This is a genomic window from Catellatospora sp. TT07R-123 (assembly GCF_018327705.1).
GTDB lineage: Bacteria > Actinomycetota > Actinomycetes > Mycobacteriales > Micromonosporaceae > Catellatospora.
Genome location: NZ_BNEM01000001.1, coordinates 23,870 through 47,494, shown reverse-complemented (window position 1 = coordinate 47,494; position 23,625 = coordinate 23,870). Strand labels below are relative to the sequence as shown.

At 73.6% G+C, this 23,625-nt stretch carries 21 protein-coding genes; 13 read left to right on the top strand and 8 right to left on the bottom strand.

The window, feature by feature from the left end:
- Positions 1–197: 197 nt before the first annotated feature.
- The 4 genes from Cs7R123_RS00240 to Cs7R123_RS00225 all read left to right on the top strand — a co-directional run bounded on the left by Cs7R123_RS00240 (position 198) and on the right by Cs7R123_RS00225 (position 5,991).
- Positions 198–1,682 (top strand): RICIN domain-containing protein, encoded by a 1,485-nt coding sequence (locus tag Cs7R123_RS00240; RefSeq protein ID WP_212822409.1) that lies wholly within the window; start codon positions 198–200, stop codon positions 1,680–1,682.
- A 1-nt stretch (position 1,683) separates the two neighbouring features.
- Positions 1,684–3,123 (top strand): pectinesterase family protein, encoded by a 1,440-nt coding sequence (locus Cs7R123_RS00235; protein WP_212822407.1) that lies wholly within the window; start codon positions 1,684–1,686, stop codon positions 3,121–3,123.
- A gap of 83 nt (positions 3,124–3,206) precedes the next feature.
- Positions 3,207–5,528 carry a M28 family peptidase gene (locus Cs7R123_RS00230; RefSeq protein WP_212822405.1) on the top strand — a complete coding sequence of 774 codons (2,322 nt, stop codon included), beginning with the start codon at positions 3,207–3,209 and terminating at the stop codon, positions 5,526–5,528.
- An 85-nt stretch (positions 5,529–5,613) separates the two neighbouring features.
- Positions 5,614–5,991 (top strand): hypothetical protein, encoded by a 378-nt coding sequence (locus Cs7R123_RS00225; RefSeq protein ID WP_212822403.1) that lies wholly within the window; start codon positions 5,614–5,616, stop codon positions 5,989–5,991.
- Between the two features lie 113 nt (positions 5,992–6,104).
- Here the strand turns inward: Cs7R123_RS00225 and Cs7R123_RS00220 are convergent, their stop codons facing one another.
- The 3 genes from Cs7R123_RS00220 to Cs7R123_RS00210 all read right to left on the bottom strand — a co-directional run bounded on the left by Cs7R123_RS00220 (position 6,105) and on the right by Cs7R123_RS00210 (position 8,991).
- Positions 6,105–7,229 carry a site-2 protease family protein gene (locus Cs7R123_RS00220; protein ID WP_212822401.1) on the bottom strand — a complete coding sequence of 375 codons (1,125 nt, stop codon included), beginning with the start codon at positions 7,227–7,229 and terminating at the stop codon, positions 6,105–6,107.
- 48 nt (positions 7,230–7,277) lie between these two features.
- The gene (locus tag Cs7R123_RS00215; RefSeq protein WP_212822399.1) at positions 7,278–8,216 is read right to left on the bottom strand and encodes a VOC family protein; all 939 of its coding nucleotides are present in this window, start codon (positions 8,214–8,216) and stop codon (positions 7,278–7,280) included.
- 262 nt (positions 8,217–8,478) lie between these two features.
- A complete protein-coding gene (locus tag Cs7R123_RS00210) occupies positions 8,479–8,991 on the bottom strand; it encodes a hypothetical protein (protein ID WP_212822397.1) in 513 nt (170 codons plus the stop codon).
- A gap of 158 nt (positions 8,992–9,149) precedes the next feature.
- On the opposite strand from Cs7R123_RS00210, the gene Cs7R123_RS00205 reads away from it, so the two are divergent.
- Positions 9,150–10,106, top strand: coding sequence for a hypothetical protein (locus tag Cs7R123_RS00205; protein ID WP_212822396.1), 957 nt, complete (start codon positions 9,150–9,152; stop codon positions 10,104–10,106).
- On the top strand, positions 10,103–11,785 hold the full coding sequence (locus tag Cs7R123_RS00200; RefSeq protein WP_212822394.1) for an insulinase family protein: 1,683 nt from the start codon (positions 10,103–10,105) through the stop codon (positions 11,783–11,785). Before Cs7R123_RS00205 ends, Cs7R123_RS00200 begins: the two co-directional genes overlap by 4 nt.
- A 24-nt stretch (positions 11,786–11,809) precedes the next feature.
- Here Cs7R123_RS00200 and Cs7R123_RS00195 read toward each other — a convergent pair whose 3' ends face one another.
- Together Cs7R123_RS00195 and Cs7R123_RS00190 are read right to left on the bottom strand one after the other, a co-directional pair.
- On the bottom strand, positions 11,810–12,700 hold the full coding sequence (locus Cs7R123_RS00195) for a hypothetical protein (protein WP_212822392.1): 891 nt from the start codon (positions 12,698–12,700) through the stop codon (positions 11,810–11,812).
- Positions 12,701–12,788: 88 nt separating this feature from the next.
- Complete coding sequence (locus Cs7R123_RS00190; RefSeq protein WP_212822390.1) at positions 12,789–15,254, bottom strand: hypothetical protein; 2,466 nt, start codon at positions 15,252–15,254, stop codon at positions 12,789–12,791.
- Positions 15,255–15,456: 202 nt separating this feature from the next.
- On the opposite strand from Cs7R123_RS00190, the gene Cs7R123_RS00185 reads away from it, so the two are divergent.
- Positions 15,457–15,678, top strand: a complete 222-nt coding sequence (locus Cs7R123_RS00185) for a hypothetical protein (RefSeq protein WP_212822387.1) — start codon at positions 15,457–15,459, stop codon at positions 15,676–15,678.
- 94 nt (positions 15,679–15,772) lie between these two features.
- Positions 15,773–16,645, top strand: coding sequence for a glutaminase A (glsA, locus tag Cs7R123_RS00180; protein ID WP_212822386.1), 873 nt, complete (start codon positions 15,773–15,775; stop codon positions 16,643–16,645).
- Positions 16,646–16,722: 77 nt separating this feature from the next.
- Here glsA and Cs7R123_RS00175 read toward each other — a convergent pair whose 3' ends face one another.
- Complete coding sequence (locus tag Cs7R123_RS00175; protein ID WP_212822385.1) at positions 16,723–17,211, bottom strand: macro domain-containing protein; 489 nt, start codon at positions 17,209–17,211, stop codon at positions 16,723–16,725.
- 100 nt (positions 17,212–17,311) lie between these two features.
- On the opposite strand from Cs7R123_RS00175, the gene Cs7R123_RS00170 reads away from it, so the two are divergent.
- Both Cs7R123_RS00170 and Cs7R123_RS00165 read left to right on the top strand, forming a co-directional pair.
- Positions 17,312–18,256 carry a calcium-binding protein gene (locus Cs7R123_RS00170; RefSeq protein WP_212822384.1) on the top strand — a complete coding sequence of 315 codons (945 nt, stop codon included), beginning with the start codon at positions 17,312–17,314 and terminating at the stop codon, positions 18,254–18,256.
- Between the two features lie 26 nt (positions 18,257–18,282).
- Positions 18,283–19,050, top strand: coding sequence for an aminotransferase class IV (locus tag Cs7R123_RS00165; protein ID WP_212822383.1), 768 nt, complete (start codon positions 18,283–18,285; stop codon positions 19,048–19,050).
- A gap of 106 nt (positions 19,051–19,156) precedes the next feature.
- On the opposite strand, the gene Cs7R123_RS00160 is transcribed toward Cs7R123_RS00165, so the two are convergent.
- The gene (locus tag Cs7R123_RS00160; RefSeq protein ID WP_212822382.1) at positions 19,157–19,807 is read right to left on the bottom strand and encodes an HAD family phosphatase; all 651 of its coding nucleotides are present in this window, start codon (positions 19,805–19,807) and stop codon (positions 19,157–19,159) included.
- 69 nt (positions 19,808–19,876) lie between these two features.
- Positions 19,877–20,632, bottom strand: coding sequence for a hypothetical protein (locus Cs7R123_RS00155; protein WP_212822381.1), 756 nt, complete (start codon positions 20,630–20,632; stop codon positions 19,877–19,879).
- Positions 20,633–20,800: 168 nt separating this feature from the next.
- Here Cs7R123_RS00155 and Cs7R123_RS00150 point away from each other — a divergent pair, with 168 nt between their 5' ends.
- From Cs7R123_RS00150 to Cs7R123_RS00140, 3 genes are all read left to right on the top strand, one after another.
- Positions 20,801–21,859, top strand: coding sequence for an alanine racemase (locus tag Cs7R123_RS00150; RefSeq protein WP_244871523.1), 1,059 nt, complete (start codon positions 20,801–20,803; stop codon positions 21,857–21,859).
- 79 nt (positions 21,860–21,938) lie between these two features.
- Complete coding sequence (locus Cs7R123_RS00145; RefSeq protein WP_212822380.1) at positions 21,939–22,169, top strand: DUF6158 family protein; 231 nt, start codon at positions 21,939–21,941, stop codon at positions 22,167–22,169.
- A gap of 81 nt (positions 22,170–22,250) precedes the next feature.
- Entirely contained in the window at positions 22,251–23,624 is a 1,374-nt protein-coding gene (locus Cs7R123_RS00140) for an exonuclease domain-containing protein (RefSeq protein WP_212822379.1), read from the top strand.
- Position 23,625 lies beyond the last annotated feature (1 nt).

Genomic DNA, 23,625 nt, shown 5'->3' with positions numbered 1-23,625 from the left:
GATGCGTTATCCGGGGGTGACGCGGTCCGTCTACTGCCGACGGTCGCTCCGGTCCGCCGGACCGGGGCGACCGTCGGCAGGCCTGTCGCCCGGCAGGACTGCCGCGACCCGCCGGACCCCGCGCCTGCCCTCCCTACGGACAGAGGCGGCGGTCCCACCACGTGCGCGCCCCGCCGGGCGCGCAGGAAGGCCGTCCGATGCTCGAACCGTCCCGTCCCCGTTCCCGGACCGCGACCCGGCTGATCACCGCGGCCGCTGTCCTGATCACCGTGCCCGCCGCGGTCGTCGGCGTGTCCATGCTGCCCTCGCAGGCCGCGACCGCGCCGCTGCCCGGCGGCGTCTACACCGTCGTCGCCGGTGCCAGCGGCAAGTGCCTGGAGGTGCCCGGCGGCTCCACCGCCTCCGCCACCAAGCTCGCCCAGGCCGCCTGCTCGGCGGGCGCGACCTACCAGCAGTGGCGGGTCACCGCCGCCGGCAGCGCGTACAACCTCGTCAACGTCAACAGCGGCATGTGCGCCGACGTCCCCGGCGCCTCCACCGCGTCCGGCACCCAGCTCCAGCAGTGGGGCTGCGGTTCGGCGCAGGCCAACCAGTCGTGGACCTTCACCGCGTCGGCCGCCGCCTCCGGCAAGTACCGGATCACCGGCGTCTCCAGCGGCCTGTGCGTCAGCGACAAGGACGGCTCCACCGCCGGCGGCAACCCGATCGTGCAGGAGACCTGCGCCGACATCGCCCGGATGCAGTGGTCGTTCAACCTCGTCGGCGCCGCGCCCAGCCCGACGGGCTCCGGCCGCACCTGGTCCAACACCGCCGACGGGTTCGCCGCCGGGACGACAGGCGGTGCGGGCGGTGCCACCGTCACCGTCACCACCTACGCCGACCTGCTGAAGTACGCGACGTCGTCGTCGGCGTACACGATCCGGATCAACGCGGCGATCACCGTGCCGACCTTCGGCTACGAGATCCCGGTTACCTCGAACAAGACCCTGATCGGGGTCGGCCGCAACGGAAAGATCCTGCACGGCGGCATCTTCCTCGGCACCGGGGTGCACAACGTGATCATCCGGAACCTGACCATCGGCGAGACCGAGGTCGCCTCCGACGACCCCGACGACAAGGAGTTCGACTACGACGGCATCCAGATGGACACCGCCGACCACATCTGGATCGACCACAACCTGATCACCCACACCAACGACGGCCTGATCGACAGCCGCAAGGACACCACGTACCTGACCGTGTCGTGGAACGTGCTGTCCGACCACAACAAGACGTTCGGCATCGGCTGGACCGACAACGTCACCGCGCGGATGACGATCCACCACAACTGGATCCACGACACCAACCAGCGCAACCCCAGCACCGACAACGTCGCCTACGCGCACCTGTACAACAACTACCTGCAGAACGTCACGTCGTACGGCAACCTGTCGCGCGGCGCCACGAAGATGGTGCTGGAGAACAGCTACTTCCAGAACGTGGCCAACCCGTACTACCCGGACACCACGGCCGCGCAGCTCGTGCAGCGGGGCAGCATCCTCGTCAACTGCACCGGCAAGGCACAGACCAACGGGTCGGCGTTCGACCCGTCGTCGTTCTACTCCTACACCCTCGACCCGGCCGCCAACGTGCCGTCGCTGGTCACCACGTACGCCGGTCCCCAGTCGAACATCGGAGCCTGAGATGACCCGTACCCGTGTCATCAGGCCGCTGCTGGCCGCGCTGGCCCTGGTCGTGGCGGTCCCCGTCGCGGCCGTGCTGCTGCCCGCCGCCTCGCAGGCGGCCGTCGCCCCGGTCGCGGGCGGCGTCTACACCCTCGTGCCCGGCGCCAGCGGCAAGTGCGTCGAGGTGCCCGGCGACTCCACCGCCTCCGGCACGAAGCTGACCCAGGCCGCCTGCGCGGCCGGGGCCGCCCGCCAGCAGTGGCGGGTCGTGGCGAGCTCAGGGAAGTTCCAGCTCGTCAACGTCAACAGCGGCATGTGCGCCGACGTGCCGGGCGCCTCCACCACCTCCGGCACCCAGCTCCAGCAGTGGGGCTGCGGCACGGCGCAGGCCAACCAGCTGTGGACCTTCAGCGCCTCGTCGGCGGCGTCCGGCAAGTACCTGGTGACCGGCGCCGCGACCGCGCAGTGCGTCAGCGACAAGGACGGCTCCACGGCGGGCAACAACCCGATCGTGCAGGAGACCTGCTCCGACATCGCCCGCATGCAGATCGCGTTCAACCTGGTCGGCACCGCGCCCAGCACGCCGCCCGGCACCCCGACGGTCGCGGCCGACGGCACCGGGCAGTACACCAGCGTCCAGGCGGCGATCAACGCGGTGCCCTCCGGCAACGGCAGCCGCCGGGTCATCACCATCAAGGCGGGCACCTACCGCGAGACCGTGGTGGTCCCGGCCGACAAGCCGTACGTCACCCTCCAGGGCCTCGGCTCGTCGGCCGGTGCCACGGTGATCGTCAACAACCACACCGCCGCCGACGGCAGCGCCAACAACGGCGCCACCGTGGCCGTGTTCGGACACGACTTCGCGGCGACCAACCTCACCGTGTCCAACGACTACGGCATCGGCGTGCAGACGCTGGCGCTCAACCTCAACGTCGACCGGGGCCGGTTCGACAACGTACGGTTGCTGAGCAACCAGGACACCCTGCTGGTGAACAACTCGGCCCGGGTGTACTTCGTCAACTCGTACGTCGAGGGCACGGTCGACTTCATCTACGGCGGCGGCATCGCCGTCTTCAACGCCTGCCAGATCTACGAGAAGCGCACCACCGGCGGCCCGATCACGGCCGCCAGCACCCCCGCCGACCGGAGGTACGGCTTCCTGATCTACAAGTCGACCGTCTCCGGCGCCACCGCGAACACCACCCAGCTCGGGCGGCCGTGGCGGCAGGACGCGCAGGTGCTCTACCGCGAGTCCACCCTGACCGGCACCATCAAGACCGCCCAGCCGTGGACCGACATGTCCACCAGCACCTGGCAGAACGCCCGGTTCCTGGAATACCGCAACACCGGTGCCGGGGCAGGCGTCAACAGCAACCGGCCGCAGCTCAGCGACGCGCAGGCGGCCAACTACACCCCGCAGAAGTACCTGGCCGGATCCGACGGCTGGAACCCCATCTGACGAACTGAGGTCCGCGCCGGGCACCGGCCCGGCGCGGACCGCCGAGGTATTCGCAGATTCCCATGAGCACATACACTCCGCAGGTGCAGCCGACCCCCCTCCTCCGCCGCCCGGTGGCCACCGGCGCCGCGGCCCTGCTCGTCCTGCTCGCCACCGCCACGGTCGTGCTGCTGGCGATGCGCCCGCCGGCCCCCGCGGCAGCGGACGCCCCGACCGGCCGGTTCTCCGCCACCCGGGCCATGGACCACGTCCGGGCCGTCGCCGGCCAGCCCCACCCGGTCGGCACCGCCGCCCACACCCGCGTCCTGGACTACGCGGCGCAGCAGCTCGGCAGCCTCGGCTGGACCGTCGAGCCCGTCACCGGCACCGTCGCGAACCCCCGCCTGGGCGCCCCGGTGCCGATCGGGCGGGTCACCAACCTGACCGCCCGCCGCCCCGGCACCGCCAGCACCGGCACCGTCTACCTCACCGCCCACCTGGACTCGGTCCGCACCGGGCCCGGCGCCAACGACGACGCCGCCGGGGTCGCCGCCCTGCTGGAGACCGCGCGTGCGCTCACCGAGGGTCCTGCCGCCCGCAACGACACCGTGCTCGTGCTCACCGACAGCGAGGAGCCGGGTCTGCTCGGCGCCCGCCTGTTCCTCGACACCCGCCGCCCCGACCCGGCCGCCGCCGTCGTGGTCAACCTGGAGGCCCGCGGCGACCACGGCCCCGCGCTCATGTTCGAGACCTCGCCCGCCAACAGCACGCTGATCGGCCACTACGCCGCCACCCCCACCCCGCTGGGGTTCTCCCTGTCGGCCGAGGTCTACCGGCGGCTGCCCAACGACACCGACTTCACCGAGTGGCGCGAGGCCGGCGTCGCCGGGCTGAACGTCGCCTACCTGGACGGCTCCGCCCGCTACCACACCCCGGGCGACTCGGCCGACCACGTCGGCGGCGCCAGCCTCCAGCACGAGGGCGAGCTCGTGCTGGGCCTGGCCCGCTCGCTCGGCGGTGCCGACCTGGCCCACCTCGACGACGGGGCCGACACCTACTTCTGGACCCCGCTCGGCCTCGTCCGCTACCCGAACACCCTGGTGCTGCCGCTGGCCGCCGCCGAGCTGCTGGCCCTGGCCGCCCTGGTCGCGCTGGCCCGCCGCGCCGAGCAGCTCACCCTCGGCCGCTACGCCGTCGCCGTCGGCACCGGCCTCGCCCCGGTCGTCGCCGCCGTGGCCGCAGCGGTGGCCCTCTGGCAGCTCGCCGTCGCGATCCGCCCCGAGTACGCCGCGTTCGTCCTCGGCGACCCCTACGAACCGGGCTGGTACCGCGCCGCGCTGACCGCGGTCGCGCTGCTCGCCGCAGCGGGCTGGTGGCTGCTGATGCGGCGGCGGCTCGGCGCGGCGGCCCTGCTGACCGGCGGCCTCACCTGGCTCGGCGTGCTCGGGGCGGCGCTGGCACCGGTCGCGCCGGGGGCCTCGTACCTGTTCAGCCTGCCGGTGCTGGTCAGCGCCGTCGCGGGCGGCCTCGCCCTGGCCCGGCCGGGGCTGGTGCCGTGGTGGCCGATCGCGGTGCAGGCCGGTGCCCTGGTGACGCTGCTGGTGGCGGCACCGGTGATCGGGCTGCTGTACCCGGCGCTGGGCCTGGCCGCGGGCGCCGCCCCGGCCGCCCTGATCGCGCTGCTGGCCGTGCCCGCGCTGCCGCTGCTGGACCTGCTGGTGCGCCGCCGCGCCGGGGTGGTCGCCGCGGCCGGGGCGGCGGCGGTCGCGGTGCTGTTCGCCACCGGGCTGGTCACCGACCCGCTCGACGCCGACCACCCGCGCCCGTCCCACCTGCTGTACGCCTACGACGCCGACACCGGCACCGCCCGCTGGCTGTCGCCCGACGCCGCCGCCGACGACTGGACCTCCGGCTACCTCACCGGCCCGGTCGAGTCCCCGGAACCGACGTTCCCGACGCTGGTCGGCCCGCTGCTGTCGGACTACCGCACCGGTCCTGCCCCCAGGATCGAGCTGACGCCACCGGAGCTGACCCCGCTGCCGGAGCTGCTGGCCGCCGCCGGTGACCGGTCGACGGTGTTCGCGCTGCGCTCGACCCGGGCGGCCCCGGTGGTGTCGTTCCACGTGGCCGCCGACGGTCCGCAGCCGGTCGCCGCGATCGTCGACGGCGTCGAGGTGCCGGTCGACGTCGCCGCGCCCGTCCGCGCCGGACGGTGGGGCTGGGGCTTCGTGTTCCACGGCCTGCCGCCGGACGGCGTCGAGGTGCGGCTGCGCTTCGCCGGGTCGGGGCCGGTGACGGTCCGTGTCACGGACCAGAGCGACGGCTTCGGCGACGTCAGCGGCCTGCGGCCGCGCCCGGCGGGGCTGGCGCCGGGCCCGCTGCCCACCGACGTGACCCTCACCGGCAAGACCTTCACCCTGCTCTGACCGCCCCGGGGCGGCTCCGCAATGGAGTCGCCCCGGTGGCGTGGGCGTGAGACGATCCCGGGCATGACGATCACCAGAAAGGCCCATGGGTCGTAACGCACCCGGCCAGGTACGGGCCGACCTGCACCGCCGCCGTCGGCCAGGCGAGCGGATCGCCGCCGTCGAGGGCGTCTCCGCCCGAGGCCAGGCTGTCATCGCCCGCTGGGAACGCACCCGCGGCCATCCCGGGGCCGTCCACGCCGCCCTGAGGCTGTGGCAGGACTTCGCCCGCGCCGACCGCACCGGCCGCGAACACCTGCGCACCTGCGGCGAGTACGGCTGCTGCGCCGACCCGCCGCGCGAGCGGAGGCTGCTCGACAGCGTGCTGGCGGTCCTGCCCCCGGCGGATGCCCGTACGCTGCGCCGTCGGCTCGAACCGCTGGACGCCCTGATCAGCCAGCAGGATCTGGCGCCGGAGTGGTAGCCAGGGCGGGGGACAGGGGCTCGGCCGACAGGCGGTGCAGGGCGCGCAGCCAGTCCGCGAGCAGGGCGGCCGGGCAGCCGGGCGCCGGGCCAGGGCGGGGCCGCTGACCGCGCTCAGCCCCGGCGCAGCGAGTTCATGTCGGCGGCACGGGCCAGGTCCGCGGTGCTCAGCAGCCCGACCGGCACCCCGCCGGACACCACCAGCGCGGGCAGCCGGGCGGCCATGACCGGCCGGGCGACGTCGGCCAGCGGCGTGTCCGGGGCCAGCACCACCACCCGGTCGGGTGGCACCCGCAGGTCGCGCAGCGTCTGCTCGGCCCGCTGCGCCGCGGTCGCCCGCGCCAGGGCCGCCAGCGTCACCAGCCCGGCGGCGTCGCCGTCCGGGGTCAGCACCGGGTAGACGTCGGCGGGGCGGTGCAGGCGGGCCACGGCCACGAAGTCCGCGACCCGCTGGCTGACGTACCCGCACACCGGCGGCGGCACCATCGCGTCGGCCACGGTCAGCCCCGCCATCGCCGTACGCACCTGGAAGTCGGTCTGCTCGGCCTGCGCCGCGAACAGCAGGAACCAGCCCAGCAGCACCAGCCACAACCCGCTCAGACTGTGCAGGTACACCACCTGCAGCGTTCCGCCCAGCACCAGCAGCATGCTGACGGCCATCCCCGCATACGCGGCGACCCGCTGCGCCACCGCCCGGTCGCCGCGCCACCACCACACCGCCGCCCGCAGCACCCGGCCGCCGTCCAGGGGTGCCCCCGGCAGCAGGTTGAACACCGCCAGCACCGCGTTGACCAGCGCCAGCCACGCCAGCGCCACCCAGGCCAGCGCCCACAACCCGGCCAGGTACACCCCGGCCGCCAGCACCCCGAACACCGCCGCCGCCCCGAGGCTGGCCGCCGGACCGGCCAGCGCCACCAGCAGGTCCGCCCGCGCGTGCGGCGGCTCGGACTCCAGCTCGGCCACCCCACCCAGCAGCCACAGCGTGATCCGGCGTACGCCGACGCCGTAGTGGCGGGCCACCACCGCGTGGCAGAGCTCGTGCGCCAGCAGCGACCCCAGGAACAGCACGGTCACCGCGACCGCGACCACCCAGTACACCGCGGCCGTCCCACCAGGCGCCCCCAGCGGCAGCACGCCCGTGGCCAGCCCGTGCCCGAGCAGCAGCATGATCGCGAGCGCGGACCAGTGCACGCCGACCGGGATGCCGGCGATGGTGCCCAACCGCAGCGTAGGTCGCATCGGCTGCCTCCTGCTGCCATCATCCCTCGCCGCAGGCGGTGCGGTCCGCTACAGCGGCGGAGCGACGAACACCCCGCGGTCGGGGTCGTTGAACGTCTGCCGGGCGACGAGCTCGCTCATCGGGTTCGCGGTGCCCCACTGGTCGGAGATCGCCGGGTCGGAGGAGTCGTACACGTGCGGGTGCCAGCGGTCCTCGTCGAGCTCCTCCAGCTCGGTCGTGTACTCCACGACGTTGCCGTGCGGGTCCCGGAAGTAGCTGAACGTGTTGTCGCCCGCAGTGTGGCGTCCCGGACCCCACACCTTCTCCACCCCGGCCCGCATCATCCGGCCGCAGCCGCGCATGAACTCGTCCAGCCCGCGCAGCTCGAACGAGGCGTGGTGCAGCGCCACGTGCGGGCCCCGCGACACGGCCAGGCTGTGGTGCCAGGTGTTGCAGCGCAGGAACCACATCAGGTCGCCGCGGTGCGGGTGGCTGAGCCGGTCCGACAGGGCGAACCCCAGATGCCGGGTGTAGAACGCCGCCGTGGCCTGCGGGTCGGGGGAGTTCACCACCACGTGCGACAACCGCACCGGCACCGACTCGCGCGGCTCGATCCGGCGGTGCGCGCGCGGACTGACGTCCGCGGAGATCTCCACGGTACGGCCGTCGACGTCGAAGAACCGGAACCCGTAGCCCCCGCCCGGGGTCGCCAGCGGGGCCGGTTCGCCGATCAGCCGTACCCCGTCGCGGCCGAGCCGCTCGGCCAGCGTGTCCACGTCGGCGGGGCGGGCGGCGCCGAACGCGATCAGGTCCAGGCGCTTGTCGTCGGCCCGGCGCACGCGCACCGCGTACTGCTCCGGGGAGCCCGGCGCGGCCAGGAACGCCACCCCGGAGTCGGCGGCGACCTCGCTCAACCCCCACATCCCAGCGAAGAACTCCACCTGACGGGAGAAATCGGGCACCGCCAGGTCGACGTGGCGCAGGTGGGTGATCAACCGCTGGGTCATCTCAGGCTCCTCGTGCCACGAGCGGCACACCGCCGGGCCGCCGACCAGATCATCCCGCCCGCGACCAGCCGCCCCGCCCCCGACGCGCCGGATCCACCCACCTCACCCCACCCGCTTCCCGCCGCCCGCCGCCGACGCGCGCGGCAGGTTCGTGCAGTTTCGGGGAAAGTGCTGGAATGGCGGCCATGATTCGTGCAGTTTCCCCGAAACTGCACGCTGCGACGGGCGGGCGGACGGGCGGCGCGGTGGGGTGCGGATGCGGTCAGGACGGGTCGCGGGGGAGGCCGTTCGAGATCGCGGCGGCGACGTCTTTCAGCGGCCGGTCCAGCGACACGTCCGGGAGCACGATCGGGGTGCCGTATCGGGCCAGGTGGGCCCGCCCTTCGCTGCGCAGCCACGGCCGCATCCGCAGCAGCACCCACGCCGGCGAGGTCGGCACGATGAGCAGCACCGGCATCGAGCGCGTCGCGGAGGACTTCACGTCCCACCGGACCTCGGCGATCTCGTCCCACGCCAGGCGTACACCCATCAGCGGCAGCCGGACACCGTCGGCCGTCACGGCCAGGACAGGCACCCGCAGCACCGTGCTCACCACCACCGGATAGCCGAGCAGGACCAGCAGCACCAGCCCGCCGCCGAACAGGAACGGTCTGAGCTCGCCGCCGATGCGTCCCGCGAACACGACCAGCGCGGCTCCCAGGGCCAGCAACGCCAGGTAAGGCAGGTTGGGGCGGATCCGGACCAGCAGCGGCATGACGGCCTCCTCGACGAGCACTGGCGAAATGCTAGGCCGCAGCGGGCAAACGCGTTGCCCCTGCCGTCCCGGTGCTCCAACCAGGCGCGTCCCAGCTGCCGGGTCAGTGCTCATTCTTGGCCCAACCGTTACCGGAGCCGGTACACACAGCCCATGACCTGTGACTACGCTCAGGCGCCGTGCCGAGACCACCCCTGTCCAGCCTGTTCAGGTCCACGACCACCGACCTGATCGACCACTATCCCGATCTGCTGCCGCTGCGCGACGCCGTTCGCGCGCAGAACTGGCCCGCGGTCGAGGGGTTCTTCGCGAGCCTGCCGCCGCAGCACGATCCGACGGTCGCGGTCGCGATGGTCGCGAAGATGAAGCGCGTCGAGATCTTCCTCAGCCGCAGCGGCGGCGACCCGGTGACGTCGCCGCTGGCCGCGACGTTGCTCGGGGCCCGACTGGTCTGGCTGGGCTGGGAGATCCGCACCGCCGCCCAGGCCCAGTACGTGAGCGACCAGCAGTTCAAGACGTTCCACGAGTACCTGTCCCGCGCCGACCGGCTGCTCAACGAGGTGACCTCCGAGCAGCCGGACGACATCGCGGCCTGGACGACCCGGGTGCGCATCGCCCGCGGGCTCGGACTCGGCCAGGCTGAGGCGCGCCGCCGCTACGAGCGCGCCGCCAAGGCCCGGCCGCACCCGCTCACCGCGCAGCTGGACATGGTGCAGCAGCTGTGCCCGAAGTGGGGCGGCTCGGCGCAGGCGGTGCAGGCGTTCGCCCGCGAGTGCGTGGCGCAGGCGCCGCCGGGGTCGCTGAACGGCGCGGTGATGGCCGACGCGTACCTGGAGCTGGTGTCCTTCGGCGGCGGACCCGAGATCAGCGCGTCGGACGCCAGGCAGGACCTGCTTTCGGCCGCGGCCGCCTCGGCGCTGGACCCGGCGTTCCGGCAGGTGCACGGGTGGGTCGCGGCGCTGAACCTGCTCACGTTCGCGCTGATGCGGGCCGGTCGGCCGGGTGAGGCCGGGGCGCTGTTCACGATGCTGGACAACCGGCTCACGGAGTACCCGTGGAACGCCGCCGGGGGTTCGGCAGGCTTCAACTTCTGGTCGTTCAAGGTGTGGTCGATGGTGCGGGGAGGCCGGGGATGAGCGGGTACACATCGGTCGACGGGGTGCCGCTGCTGACGGCGCCGTACTCGGGGAAACTGCGGGCCGGGCTGGTGTTCCGGGTCGGCAGCGCCGACGAGACGCTGGCCGTGCACGGGATCACCGAGCTGGTGACCAGGCTGGCGCTGCACCACCTGGACCAGCCCGACTTCGACTACGGGGTGGGGGTCGGCGCCGACATCACCCAGTTCCAGGTGCAGGGGCCGCCGGAGGCGGTGGCCGGATTCCTCGGCGGCGTGTGCCGGGCCCTGGGCGACCTGCCGCTGCACCGGCTGGAGGCCGAGCGCGAGCTGCTGTACGGCGAGTCGCTGCACCGCTCCCGCGGCGTCAACGGCGACATGGCCCTGTGGCGCCACGGCGCCCGCGACTACGGCCTGGGCAGCTACGCCCCCTGGGGTGTGCGCCGGGTCGGCGCCGACGAGGTGCGCCGGTGGGCCGCGGAGTGGTTCACCAGCGCAAACGCCTCGGTATGGGTCGCCGGCGACGTTCCCGCCGGGCTGTCGCTGCCGCTGGCGCCCGGCGTCCGCAAGCCGCTGCCGCCGCAGTCGAGCGCGCTGCCGAAGACCCCGGCCTGGTTCCACGGCCCGTCGGGCGGGGTCGTCCTGGACGGCGTGGTCTCCCGCAGCACGGCCGCGCGCCTGTTCACCGACGTGTTCGAGCGCGCGCTGTACCGGGAACTGCGCCAGGAGGGCGGCATCTCGTACGCGGTCAGCACCGACTACTCGCCCTACGGCGCCGGGTCGGCGATGGTCACCGCGTTCGCCGACGCGCTGCGGGAGAACGAGGGCGCGCTGGCCGGTGCGTTCGTCGAGGTGCTGCGGCAGCTGAGCAAGGGCCGGATCGACCCGGCCGACCTGGACGCGGCGCGGACGAAGACGCTGCGGGCGCTGGAGCACCCGGACGTCGAGGCAGGGACGCTGCCCAGCGCCGCCGCCAGCGTGCTGACCGGATACGCCTTCGGCTCGGTCGCGCAGGTGCGGGCGGAGCTGGCCGAGGTGACCGTGCCGGACCTGGCCGCGGTGGCCGGGCAGGTGCTGGAGACCGCGCTGCTCCAGGTGCCGTTCACCGGTGCCCGGGTCGAGGTCGGGTTCGACGCCGCCCCGGTCGCCTCGACGGCCCGGGTGACCGGCCGCTCCGTGAAGTCGGCGTCCGGCGACGGCAGCGTTCTGGCCATCGGCGCCGACGGCGTGTCGGTGCTGCGCGGCGACAGCGCGGCCACGGTCTACTTCAAGGAGTGCGCGGCCCGGCTGGACTTCCCCGACGGCGCCCGCCACTTCGTCGGCGCCGACGGCATCATCGTGCGGGTCGAGCCGACCATCTTCCCGGTGACGCCGCAGGACCAGGCCGACCTTGCCGCGGCGGTCGCACCGGAGCTGGCGGTGCCGATGCCCGCCCGCCCCGCCGACCAGATCCCCCGACCGGGCTCGGGCCAGCCGCTGCCGCAGCGGGACCGGGGCCGCAGGCGCAAGATCGAGCTAGCGGTGACGGTGGCGGTGATGATCGTGCTGACCTGGCTGTTCATCGATTCCGCGAACGCGTGGACGCCGGCCGACGGCGAGTTCACGGAGAAGGTCATCCTCGCGGAGATGATCGCCGCCCTGGTGGCGTTCCTGCGCGCGGCGGTGATCCTCTGGCCGCGGATGCAGACCGGCCGCTGGTAGCGCCGCCCGCGCCTGCGGCCGGGGTCAGATCCGGCCGTAGGCGCGCAGCGTGCGCAGGGCGCGCAGGGTCTCGACCCCGCGGTATTCCAGCGTGGAGGCCTGGCCGGGCGGCTGCCAGGTGATGGCCCAGCCGCCGTCGGCCTGCTGGTCGCGCGCGAGCCGGTCCAGGTGGCCCTCGATGACGGCGTCGCCGAACAGGCCGCGCCACGGGCTGTCCGGGGCCGGTGCCAGGTGCAGGGGCGTCACCCCGTAGGCGGGGTCGGCCGGGTCGGCGCGGAAGTAGGCGGCCTTGGCCAGCCAGTCGCCGAGGTGCACGCCGGTGGCGGCGGCCCGGTCGCGGTCGGGCGCGTATGCCAGGAACTGCGCGACCTCCAGCAGGGTGTGCGCGTCCTCGTCGACCCCGGACTCCAGCTTCGCCCAGGTCCATGCGGTGGCCCGGTCCAGCCACGCGTGGCTGACCCCGATCCGGTGCAGCCGTCCGGCCAGGCCCGCGGTCGGGTTCAGCCCCGGCACGTAGGTCCAGTCCGTCCAGTGGTCGGCCCGCGGGTAGGTCTCCATCACCGGGAACGCCAGCGGCACCGCGCCGTCGGGAGCCGCCACCGAGCCCAGCCAGGCGCACGCGTCGGCGACCAGCTCGGCGCGGTCGGGCCGGCCGAACCAGCCCGGCCGTCCGCTCGCGGCGGCCAGCAGCACGTCCAGGGCGCACTCCACGTCGATGGGCAGGCTCGCCGGGCAGCGCTTGTCCGGCTCCAGCCCGTGGCCGAACCCGCCGTCGCCGTTGCGGTAGGCGCGGACCGCGTCCACCACCCCGGCCGGGTCGTCGCCGTCGAACAGCACCGCCGCGAGGCGGCGTTCGACCAGGCGGCCCTCCCGGTCGAGGAAGGCCCTGCCCGCTGCCAGAACGTCTTCGGTCATGGCCGGGATTGTGGCACGGCGCACCGACATTCCGGCGTGGAACGAGGCGAGGCGGCGGGCCGGTCCGGGCCCGCCGCCTCGCGCCGCGCTACGGCAGTTGCCTGCTGCCGTACACCGGGGACCGGTTGGGCGCGGCCAGGATGCAGATCAGGGAGCACGCCGTGGCCGACGACGGCTCGGTGACCGACGGCGGGGTGTTCGGCGGGGCGCCGGGTGCCGAGTACGACGCGGTCGCCGTGTTCGTCAGCGGCAGGAGCAGCAGGAACGACGAGCAGTAGATCTGCTTGCTCGCCCCGGCCGCCAGCGTGAAGGTGCCCGCCGCAGTGCCGCACGAGGGTGTCGCCGGGTCGCTGACGCTCACCCCGACGGCGTCGACCGGCCCGGCGTTGGTGACGGTGATCCGCCAGTACGCCGTGCCCAGGATGCCCAGCAGCCCGGCCGGACTGGTCTTGCCCCACGGCCCGACCCCGCCGGGACCGCACCGGGAGGCCCGGCCGTCACGGCAGATCTCCTTGTCGATGCTGACGTGCGGCATGCAGGCCGCGCCGGGCGCGACCGAGACCTTCACCGTGTTGGAGGCCAGCGTCCCGCTGTTGTCGCTGCCGCCCGCGGTGTTGTCCACCCCGGTGACGGTGCACGCGGCGTCGACCTTCGTCTGGAAGCAGACCTGCGGCGGGTCGCCGATGAACCCGGCGACCAGGTGCGGCTGGTTGCCGCCGGAGAAGTCGTCGACGTTGCGCAGCCGCAGGGCCGCGTCCACGACGATCTTCGGGTACGTCGCGGCGGAGATGCCGGACAGGTCGACGGTGCCGTCGGCGGCGAACGCGGCGGTGGCGATCACGGTGCCGTCCGGGGTGCTGACCGTCGCCGAGCTGTTGGCCAGGTCGACGTTGGCCAGCGTGATGTCGGCCAGCCGGGCGTTCTGGTAGCCCTTGACGTGGCCGGTGCCGCCGTCGCAGTAGAAGTCCGGCGTGCCCAGCGTGATCGACGCGCCCGCGTGGAAGCACGGCGAAGCCCCGGTGACCGGGTCCTCGGAGAACAGCATCCCGGCGTCACCGAGGCCGATCAGGCACTGGGTGACCTCGTCGTAGTCGTACCCGTAGTCGCGGGTGACGCCGTTGTTGACGGTGGGGTGGTTGACGGGGAACGGCATCCCGGCGCAGACCGCCGCGGTGGTCCAGTCGTAGCAGCCGGTGGAGCCGTTCAGCCCGCCGCCCCACAGCGGCAGGTAGCTGCGCAGGTGGCCGTCGGGCGCGGTGATCGTCTCCGGCCGGAAGGTCAGCGCACCGGCGGGCAGCGCGCCCAGATTCGGCGCCGCCAGCGCGGACCCGTCCGTCGCGAGGCAGAACACCTGGTACGGGCTGGACACCATCGGGATGCAGGCGCCGTTGGGCTGGCCCGACGTGGTGTACGACGTGAAGACGCTGTACGTGGACATCGCGGTGGTGCCCAGGGTCCGGTAGGTGGCCCAGCCGTCGCAGGCGCCGGCGGTCGCCGGGTCGAAGCAGCCCAGCGTGGGGGCCGGGCCGCTCTGCGACGAGGACGCGAAGACCTTGTCGCCGACCATGGTCACCGAGCCGAGGAAGTTGCCGTTGGGCCGGTCGGGCAGGATCGCCGCGTACGGCTGCCCGGCGCACGGGCTCTGGCTCGCCATGGTCAGGCACAGCACCCGCCCGGTGCTCGCCACGCCGTAGAGGTTGCCGCCGTGCTCGACGAACCCGCCCACGCTGTACGCCCCCGGCGCGGCACCGTAGTCGATCAGGGGGAAGAACCCGCAGTTGGCGCGGGCGTCCAGGTCGAGGCAGCCGACGCCGATCGAGGCGGCGGTGACGGCCGGGTAGTAGAGGATGCCGGGCCGCTGCGGGTCGAACACGAACTGCGGCGCCATACCGCTGGCGATGTCACCGGTGTTCCCGCTGCCCAGCGGGCCGACCGTGGTGTTGAGCGGCCGGGGCCAGGGCCCGCCCGCGCACGGCTGGGCGGTCAGCAGGTTGGTGCACACGACCTTGGGTGCGGCCGCGCCGAGGTGGTGGTAGGTGTTCCAGGCCTCGACGGCGCCGCTGTCCGACCGGTACAGCACGGGGGTGAAGCCGTCGCCGCCGGTCGGCGAGGTGACGACCCGTACCGGCGGCAGCAGGATCCGGGTGAGGCTGGTGCCGCCCGGCTGCAGGACCGGAATGGTCGCGCGCACCGCGGCCGTGCCGGAGGCGGGCTCGGTGCCCGTGAACGTCGAACCGTCGGTGGACCACTGCGGGGTCCAGTCCGGCGGCACGCGCAGCGACCCGTTGACGTAGCCGTGCCCGGCGCCGATCGGGTCGGTGACCGTGACCGGCCCCCCGGTGCCGCCGTCGGCGTAGGACACCGTCCAGTTGATCACGTCGCCGTGCGAGGCCGGGTCGGAACCCGGGTGGGTCACGTTCTGCGCGGTCTTGGTCAGGGAACCGGCGGCGGCCGGGGCCGCCGACAGCGCGGTCGGCACCCCCGCGGCCTGGCCCGCAGGGGTCAGCACCAGTGCCAGCGCCGCGAGCGCGGCCGCGAATGGCCAACGCCGCAACCGTGGTGATCGTCGCACGATGTGTCGCCTCTTTCCGTGGTGATCCGGCGGTGGCCGCGATCTGAATCGGGTATGAGTAACCGCCCCGGTCCTGTGCGGAAGCGGGGCGGCGACCGTAACCCATCGAACAATCGCTTTACTTGAATGAGGCGCTGAGTCGTGCGCTCTTTCCCCGGAACGTGTGAATTCTGGACACCGATTCGTGACCGAATGGGGGACGGTGATGAGTGAAAAAGGCATTCACCGGTATGGCTCAGTCGCCTATGCCCTGGTGGTTGAGGTAAGCCACTACCTGTGCGCCGCCGTCGCGATGGTGCACCAGATAGGACGCCACGAGATCCTGCACGCCGCGAAGTCGGCGGGCAACCGCGCTGACCTGCCCGAACGGCTGATCGGCGCCGGGGCAAGGGCCGCGCAAGGGTAAGGCAAGGGCTTTCCCCGTTTCGGCGGGCCGATCCCGCCGGACATGCTGACGGCGAGCGCGGCAGCGTGGCCGCACCAGCCCCCGGGAGCGCAGCATGGACCTCGACGTCGTCGTCGACACCGTGTACGCGGCCGCCCGCCTGAGCGCCGCCCCCGACAACGGCTTCGGCCTGGCCGTCGCCACCGTCGACGGCCACCTGCATGGCGCCGGCGACTGGCGCGAACCGTTCGCGATCCAGAGCATCGCCAAGGTCTTCGCCCTCACCCTGGTCCTGTCCATGGACGGCGACCGGCTGTGGACCCGGGTTGGCCGCCGCCCCTCCAGCCGCCTCTACAACGCCGTGTCCGAACTCGACATCGAGCACGGCATCCCGCGCAACCCGCTGCTCAACGCCGGCGCCCTGGTCGTCACCGACCGGCTGCTCGAACTGTCCGAGGGTCAGGGCTGCCACCGGGTGCTGGAACTGCTCCGGGTCGAGTCGGCCAACCACGCCGTCGAGATGGACCCGGTCACCGTCAAGGACGAGCGCGACCGGGCCGAACGCAACATCGCCATCGCCCACCTCATGGCGGCCTACGGCAACCTCGCCCTGCCGGTCGAGACCGTGCTGGCCCACTACCAGTGGCAGTGCGCCATCGCCGCCAGCTGCCGCGACCTCGCCCTGGCCGGGCTCTACCTGGCCCGCGCCGGTGTACGCGCCGACGGGCGGCGGCTGCTCAGCCCCGCCGACACCAAACGCGTCAACGCCACCATGCTCACCTGCGGCGCGTACGACGCCAGCGCCGAACTCGCGCACCGCATCGGGCTGCCGCTCAAGACCGGTGTCGGCGGCGGCATCCTCGCCGTGGCGCCCCGGATCGGCACCGTCTGCGTCTGGGGACCGGGGCTGGACGCCTCCGGCAACTCCGTCACCGGCCTGCTCGCCCTGGAGCACTTCGCCACACTGACCGGCTGGTCGGTGTTCTGAGACGGCGCCGGCGACCCGGCGCACGACGCGGGCGGGTGCCGCCGTCTCCGGCCTGGGGGCGGCACCCGCCCGGCCACTCAGTCGTGGTCGTACACGGTCGTCGCGATGCCGCGGGCGCACAGCGTACGCACGATGATCGGCTCGATCTGCGACCACTTCCCGCCGGCCAGCCCGCAGCCGATGCGCGGCAGGTGCACCGACGCGCCCAGCCGCTCGGCGTGCCCGGCCAGCGCCGCCAGGCAGCGCTCGACGGCGTCGTACCGGATCGGCGGGCCGCCGCTGCCGGTCCGGATCCCGCGCTGGCCGACCATGTTGGCCACCCACAGGTCCGGCGCGACCGGCACCAGCCGCACCGCGCCGAGCCCGAAGTCGTTGCCGGACCGCTGCCGGTGCCAGGCCCGGAAGTCGCGCTCGGGCTCCGGCCAGCGCTTCGACACGGCCAGCACGAACCCCTTGCCCCAGCCGCCCAGGTCGTTGCACACGTGCGCGATCACCTTCGGCCCCTTGGCCTGCGGGCTCGTCGCGTCCCCCTTGATGATCGTCAACGTGGTCACGGCGCGCAGCATGCCAGCTCCGTACGACACCGGCCAGCCGGTTTCGCCCGCCCGCGACGGATTCCGGACGCGCCGCCGCCGCCGTGCCCCATCCGCGCCCATCATGTACGGCATGACCGCGCGTTCCGTTCTCGGCGGCGCCGCCGCCGTCACCGCAGTTGTGCTCGCCACCGCCGCCCCGGCGTACGCCGCCGTCGACGGCCGCGCCCGCCTGTCCGGCACCACGCTGATCTTCCAGGCCGGATCGGGTGTCGCCAACACCGTCACCGTCACCCCGGTCCCCGGCGGCCTGCGCGTCGACGACGCCTGGCCGATCATCCCCGGCCCCGGCTGCGCGGCGATCACCGCGACGGCGGTCCTGTGTGCGGGCAAACCCACCGACCTGAGCATGAAGACCTACGACGGAAACGACACGGTCACCGACGGCACCGCGCTGCCCGCGTTCATCGGCGCGGGCGACGGCGACGACCTGGTGTACGCCCTGTCCGGCGGCCCGAAGCTGATCTACGGCGAGTACGGCGACGACGCCCTGCTCGCCGGACCGGGCAGCGACAAGCTCTACGGCCAGGACGGCGCCGACCAGCTGTACGCCGGCGACGGCGCCGACTACCTCTCCGGTGGCGACGGCATCGACTACCTCGAAGGCGACGGCGGCACCGACATCATGGAGGGCGGGGCCGGTTACGACACCGCCTCGTACCGCATCCACGCCGCGGCCGTCACGGCCAGCCTCGACGGTGTCGGCAACGACGGCGCGCCCGGCGAGAACGACATCATCGCCGCCGACGTCGAGGGCCTGCAGGGCGGCTACGGCGACGACACCCTGACCGGCAATGCGGCCGACAACAGCCTCGACGGCGGCGACGGCGCCGACCTGCTGGACGGACTGGGCGGCGCCGACAACATGTTCGGCGGCGACGGTCCGGACACGCTGCTCGGCGGCGACGGCGCCGACTGGCTGGACGGCGGCGCCGGGTTCGACACCATCGACGGCGGTCCGGGCCCCGACACCTGCGTTCCCGGCGCGGACGGGGCGGTGCTCACGGGCTGCCCGTGAGCGCACGCGCGGGCATACTGTCGGGCGTGGACGAACAGCAGGAATACCGGGTCGAGATCGACGGGCGGCCCGCCGACGCCGAGGCCCGCGCCATGCTGGAGCACGCCGCGTGGGGGCACTTCACGGCCATGCAGGTGCGCGGCGGCCGTACCCGCGGATTCGACCTGCACCTGGCCCGCCTGACCGCCGCGCACCGCGACGTCTACGCCAGCGACCTCGACCCCGACCTGGTCCATGCCCGGGTCCGGCACGCCCTGGCCGGGATCGCCGACGCCTCGGTGCGCGTCTACGGCTACTGGGACGGCGTCATCGTCGCCGTCCGCTCCCCGGCGGGCATGCCCGCCCGGCCGCACAGCATGCAGCCGCGCCGCTTCCAGCGCCCGCACGCCCGGTTCAAGCATTCCAACGGCACCGCGCCGGCCTACCACCGGCAGCAGGCCCTGGCCGCCGGGTTCGACGAGGGGCTGTTCACGACCGCCGACGGCACCATCGCCGAGGGCACGATCACCAACGTCGGCTTCTGGCGCGACGGCACCGTGACCTGGCCCGACGCGCCCGCCCTGCCCGGCATCACCATGCTGGTGTTGCGGCGGCAACTGGAGGCCGCCGCCGTCCCGCAGCGGCGGGCCCCGGTCAAGCTGCCCGAGCTGGACTCCTACCAGGGCATGTTCCTGTGCAACTCGCGCGGCTGGGCCCCAGTGCACCGCGTCGGACAGACCAGCCTGCCTGTCCCGCCCGCCATGCTCGACACCATCACGACGGCCTACGACACCGCCCCCCTCGACCTGATCTGATCCCGAGCACCCCCTCCGGCCGCCGAGTTGCCGGGCAATCGGGCGTAACGAGCCTGCTCATTCGCCCGATTGCCCGGCAACTTGCCAGCGGGGCGGCTGTCGACGGTCAGGCGAGGTCGAGCAGGGGCGGCACCTGCGCCATCGCCGTCACGACGTGGTCGGCGCCCGCGGCCGACAGGACCTCGGGGGAGGCCAGGGCGGCGAAGCCGACGACGGTCATGCCCGCGGCGTTGCCGCCGCGTACGCCGAACGGGCTGTCCTCGATGAGCGCGCACGCGCCCGGGTCCACGCCGATCCCGGCGGCGGCGAGCAGGAACAGGTCGGGTTCGGGCTTGCCCCGGGCGACCATGGACGCGCTGTAGCAGTGCTGCCCGAAGTAGCCGTCCAGCCCGGTGCGGCCCAGCCGGAACGCGATCTCGCGCGGGGTGCCGCTGGAGGCCACGCATACGGGGATTCCGGCGTCGCGCAGCAGGTCGAGCAGGTCGCGTACGCCGTCGACCGCGGTCAGGCCGTCCGCCTGGCGGGCCAGCACCTCGTGCTCGTACTCGGTGGCCAGGTCGAAGTCGAGCGGGCGGCCCAGGTCGGCCTCCAGGTCGGCGACGCACTCGGCCGTGGCCCGGCCCATGTGCCGGGCCACGCTCTGCGCGAACGTCGTCGGGACCCCGGCCCGGGTCGCCAGCTGGGCGAACACCTCGTTGTTGATGCGCTCGGAGTCGACCAGGACCCCGTCGCAGTCGAAGACCACCGCTTTGATCATCAGTACAGGCTGCCACAGCGCCCGGCCCGGACGCGGTGCGGCGTCCGGGCCGGGCGGCGGGAGCGGAGGTCAGCCGGCGTTGCCGAACGCGGTGATCGCGTGCGCCTTGCCTAGGGTGCCGTGGACGGTGACCACCCAGTACTCGCCGGTGGCGGTGAACTGCGCGTTGTAGACCCAGTGCGGGTCGGGTGACAGCGTCAGGTCGTAGCCGGCGGGCGGGGCGTCCACCACGATCGAGTCGACGATCGGCTGGGAGGCGAGCGCGACCATGCGCGGCTTGTTGTGGTTGACGAACGCGTCGAGGAACTCGCGGGCGTACTTCTCGGCGTCCTTGTGGAAGACGGTCAGGTCGAGCTTGAACTCGGTGACCGGGTGGTCGGTCGCGCTGTTGCTCAGCCGGATGACGATGTCCGAGCCGAGCTTGTTGCGGTATGTGCAGTAGCTGGAGCCCATGGCGCCGTCGCAGTACACGAACGTCCAGTGGGTGTCGATGTTCGGCGTCCCGATCGCGTGCAGCTGCTGGTAGGCGTCGTTCTGCATCAGCGTGTGCAGGGCGGTGGTGTCGCACTTCAGCCAGGCCTTCATCACCTGTAGCGAGGCGCCCTCGCCGCCGCTGACCGTGCCGGTCATGGCGCAGCCCGACCCGGACCCGGTGCCGGTGCCGCCCGTCGTCGGGCTGGCCGCGACCGGGGTTGCGGGGGCGGGCGACAGTTCCGTGCTGGCCGTCGCGGCCGCGCCGGGGGTGGCGGCGGGCTTGCTGCCGCATCCGGTGGCCAGAACGGCCAGCCCGACGATGATCGCCGTGAGGGTGGCGGGCCTGCGCATGGCGGTTCCTCCAAAGACTGCTCGTACCGCGTTGACGCCTTCACCGTAGGTCGCGGACGGGGGCCGGCACCTCAGCGCTGGTACGGATCTTTGCGGCGCGGGCGCCTGCGTACCGGTACCGAATTCACGCACGGGTCTCACGGCGCCTTCGCGTGGCAGGATGGGCTGGTGCCCGAGCTGCCCACTCCGTACGTCAGCGTCGACGTCGACGTGCTCGACCGCAACATCGCCCGCATGGCTGCCCATGCCGCCGCGCACGGGCTGGCCCTGCGCCCTCACGCCAAGACCCACAAGTGCCTCCAGATCGCCAAGCGCCAGGTCGGCGCCGGTGCCGCGGGGCTGACCGTGGCCACCGTCGGCGAGGCGGAGATCTTCGCCGGGGCGGGGTTCACCGACCTGTTCGTGGCGTACCCGCTGTGGGTGGACGCCGCGCGCGGCGCCCGGCTGGCGGCCCTGGCCGAGCGCGGCCGCCTCGCCGTCGGCGCCGACTCCGCCGAGGGCGTCCAGGCGCTGGCCCGGCACGCAGGGACGGGCTTCGAGGTGATGGTCGAGATCGACAGCGGCCACCACCGCAGCGGAGTGGCGCCGGAGCAGGCCGGTGCGGTCGCGGCGGCGGCGCTGCGGGCCGGGCTGCGGGTGCGCGGCGTCTTCACCTTCCCCGGCCACGGGTACGGTCCCGGCCAGCCGACGACGGCCGCGGCCGACGAGTCGGCGGCCCTGGCGGCGGCCGCCACGGCCCTGCGCGCCACCGGAGCCGAGCCGCAGACGGTCAGCGGCGGATCCACGCCCACGGCGGTGCTCACGGGCGGCGGCGTGACCGAGATCCGCCCCGGCGTCTACGCCTTCAACGACGCCCAGCAGGTCGAACTCGGGGTCTGCGAACCCGGGGAGGTGGCGCTGACGGTCACCGCGACCGTGGTCAGCCGCCGTCCCGGGCACGTCATCCTCGACTCCGGCAACAAGGTCCTCGGGGCCGACCGGCCCGGGTGGGCGACGGGGTTCGGCCGGTTGGTCGGGCTGCCCGACGCCCGGGTCGTCACCACGTCGGAGCACCACGCCACCGTGGTCCTGCCCGATCCGGCGGACCTGCCCGAGGTGGGCACCCGGGTCCAGGTCATGCCCAACCACGTGTGTGCGGCCGTCAACCTCGCCGACGAGCTGGTGGTGACCTCCGGCGGGCAGGTCGTGGACCGGTGGCGGGTGGCCGCGCGGGGCGCCAACGTCTGACCCGGTCGAACGGGCACGGACGGGGACGAACCGATCCCCGCGCCGCATGGCGGGCGCCGGAACGGGGTAAACCACCTCCATGGAGCTCATCGAAGGCATCCCGGCCGACGAACTGGCCGACGAGGATCTGCTGCGCGAGCTGGAGAGCCTGGGCCGCACCCGGGTGCAGACGCTGCGCCACGGCTCCGACGACGCGCTGCACATGCACACCGAGCGCTCCCGGGAGCTGGAGCGGGAGTACCTGCGCCGGTTCCCGCAGCGCGAGATCGACCCGCAGCGCACCCGGGAGGGCGCCCGCGCCGAGGGCTGACCCCGACGTCACGTCCTTGATCGCAACACCGGCCGACCGTCCGATGTCGACGTGTCGTACCGTCGTCGCAGACTTTGATCCATGTACGGTCAGGCACCTGCGCTGTTCGGTTACGGCACCACCGATCCCGACGGCCACCGGCTCCCACGCACCTTCGTCGTGATCGACCTGGAGACCACCGGCCTGGCCGACGACGACCGCATCGTCGAGATCGCCATGGCCCGGGTCGAGGACGGCGCCGTCGTCGACGAGTGGGCCACCCTCATCGATCCCGGCCGCGACCCGGGCCCGACGTACCTGCACCACATCTCGGCCGACATGCTGCTCGGCGCGCCGACGTTCGCACAGATGGCGCCGGAGATCCTGGCCCGGCTCGACGGCGCGGTCGTGGTGGCCCACCACGCCCCGTTCGAGGAGCGGTTCCTGGCGTACGAGTTCGCCCGCGCCCGGGTGGCGACCCCGGTCATCCCGGCGCTGTGCACGCTGCGGCTGGCCCGCGCGGTGCTGGCCAGCCCCAACTACAAGCTGTCGACCTGCTGCGAGATCTCCGGCATCACCCTGTACGACGCGCATACGGCGCTGGGCGACGTGCGGGCCACCGCCATGCTGCTGCCGCGGCTGCTCGCCCAGTCACCGGAGATCACCTACCCGGTGCCCGCGGCGGTGCTGCCCCGGCAGCGCACCGGGGCCACGCCCCGCACCCGGGTCACGAACCTGCGCAAGGGCGCCGACGGGTGGATGCGCTCGCTGCTGACGAAGCTGCCGTACTCGATGGCCGACCACGACCCGGTCGGGGCGCAGCCGTACCTGGACGCGCTCGCCGACGCCCTGGTCGACGGGAGGCTCACCGGCCGCAAGACCCGCCACCTGGGCCGCCTGGCCGGCCGGGCCGGGATGGGGGCGGCCCAGGTCGCGGCCCTGCACCACCGCTTCCTGGACGGGCTGCGCGACGCTGCCGCGGCGCAGCCGGAGCTCAGCGCCGAGCAGCAGCGGCAGCTGGTGACGGTGGCCCGGTTGCTGGACCTGCCCGACTACTTCGCCGACCTGGTCACCGCGGTCGCCGAGCCGGGCCGGGCGGTCGGGCCGCGGGTGTGGTGCAGCCCGGCGGTGCCCGCGCAGGTGCGCCGCCGGCTCGGCGAGGCGGGCTACCGGCTGGCCGTCAACCTGACCCGGAGCCTGGCCACGGTGGTGGTCGCCGAGTCGGACACCGACGACGCCCGGGTGCGCCGCGCCCGGGAGCTCGGCCTGTCCGAGACGCCGGTGGACGAGCTGGACCGGTTGCTGCCCGCCCCGCAGCAGCGGCCGCAGGCGGAGCTGCTGCCCGCGCCGGTCGCACCCGCGGGCTGGTACACCGACCCGACGGGCCGCCACTACTACCGGTACTGGGACGGCCGGTCCTGGACGGGGCAGGTCAGCCCCGGTGACGGGAGCCGCTCCAGCGACCCGCTGGGCTGAT

What these genes read in the sequence shown, in the direction of transcription:
- Cs7R123_RS00220 (WP_212822401.1), bottom strand. Translation starts at nt 7,229, where the DNA reads ATGCGACCTACGCTGCGGTTGGGCACCATCGCCGGCATCCCGGTCGGC.
- Cs7R123_RS00240 (WP_212822409.1), top strand. Translation starts at nt 198, where the DNA reads ATGCTCGAACCGTCCCGTCCCCGTTCCCGGACCGCGACCCGGCTGATC.
- Cs7R123_RS00160 (WP_212822382.1), bottom strand. Translation starts at nt 19,807, where the DNA reads ATGATCAAAGCGGTGGTCTTCGACTGCGACGGGGTCCTGGTCGACTCC.
- Cs7R123_RS00215 (WP_212822399.1), bottom strand. Translation starts at nt 8,216, where the DNA reads ATGACCCAGCGGTTGATCACCCACCTGCGCCACGTCGACCTGGCGGTG.
- Cs7R123_RS00195 (WP_212822392.1), bottom strand. Translation starts at nt 12,700, where the DNA reads ATGACCGAAGACGTTCTGGCAGCGGGCAGGGCCTTCCTCGACCGGGAG.
- Cs7R123_RS00170 (WP_212822384.1), top strand. Translation starts at nt 17,312, where the DNA reads ATGACCGCGCGTTCCGTTCTCGGCGGCGCCGCCGCCGTCACCGCAGTT.
- Cs7R123_RS00145 (WP_212822380.1), top strand. Translation starts at nt 21,939, where the DNA reads ATGGAGCTCATCGAAGGCATCCCGGCCGACGAACTGGCCGACGAGGAT.
- Cs7R123_RS00140 (WP_212822379.1), top strand. Translation starts at nt 22,251, where the DNA reads ATGTACGGTCAGGCACCTGCGCTGTTCGGTTACGGCACCACCGATCCC.
- Cs7R123_RS00235 (WP_212822407.1), top strand. Translation starts at nt 1,684, where the DNA reads ATGACCCGTACCCGTGTCATCAGGCCGCTGCTGGCCGCGCTGGCCCTG.
- glsA (WP_212822386.1), top strand. Translation starts at nt 15,773, where the DNA reads ATGGACCTCGACGTCGTCGTCGACACCGTGTACGCGGCCGCCCGCCTG.
- Cs7R123_RS00225 (WP_212822403.1), top strand. Translation starts at nt 5,614, where the DNA reads ATGGGTCGTAACGCACCCGGCCAGGTACGGGCCGACCTGCACCGCCGC.
- Cs7R123_RS00155 (WP_212822381.1), bottom strand. Translation starts at nt 20,632, where the DNA reads ATGCGCAGGCCCGCCACCCTCACGGCGATCATCGTCGGGCTGGCCGTT.
- Cs7R123_RS00175 (WP_212822385.1), bottom strand. Translation starts at nt 17,211, where the DNA reads ATGCTGCGCGCCGTGACCACGTTGACGATCATCAAGGGGGACGCGACG.
- Cs7R123_RS00200 (WP_212822394.1), top strand. Translation starts at nt 10,103, where the DNA reads ATGAGCGGGTACACATCGGTCGACGGGGTGCCGCTGCTGACGGCGCCG.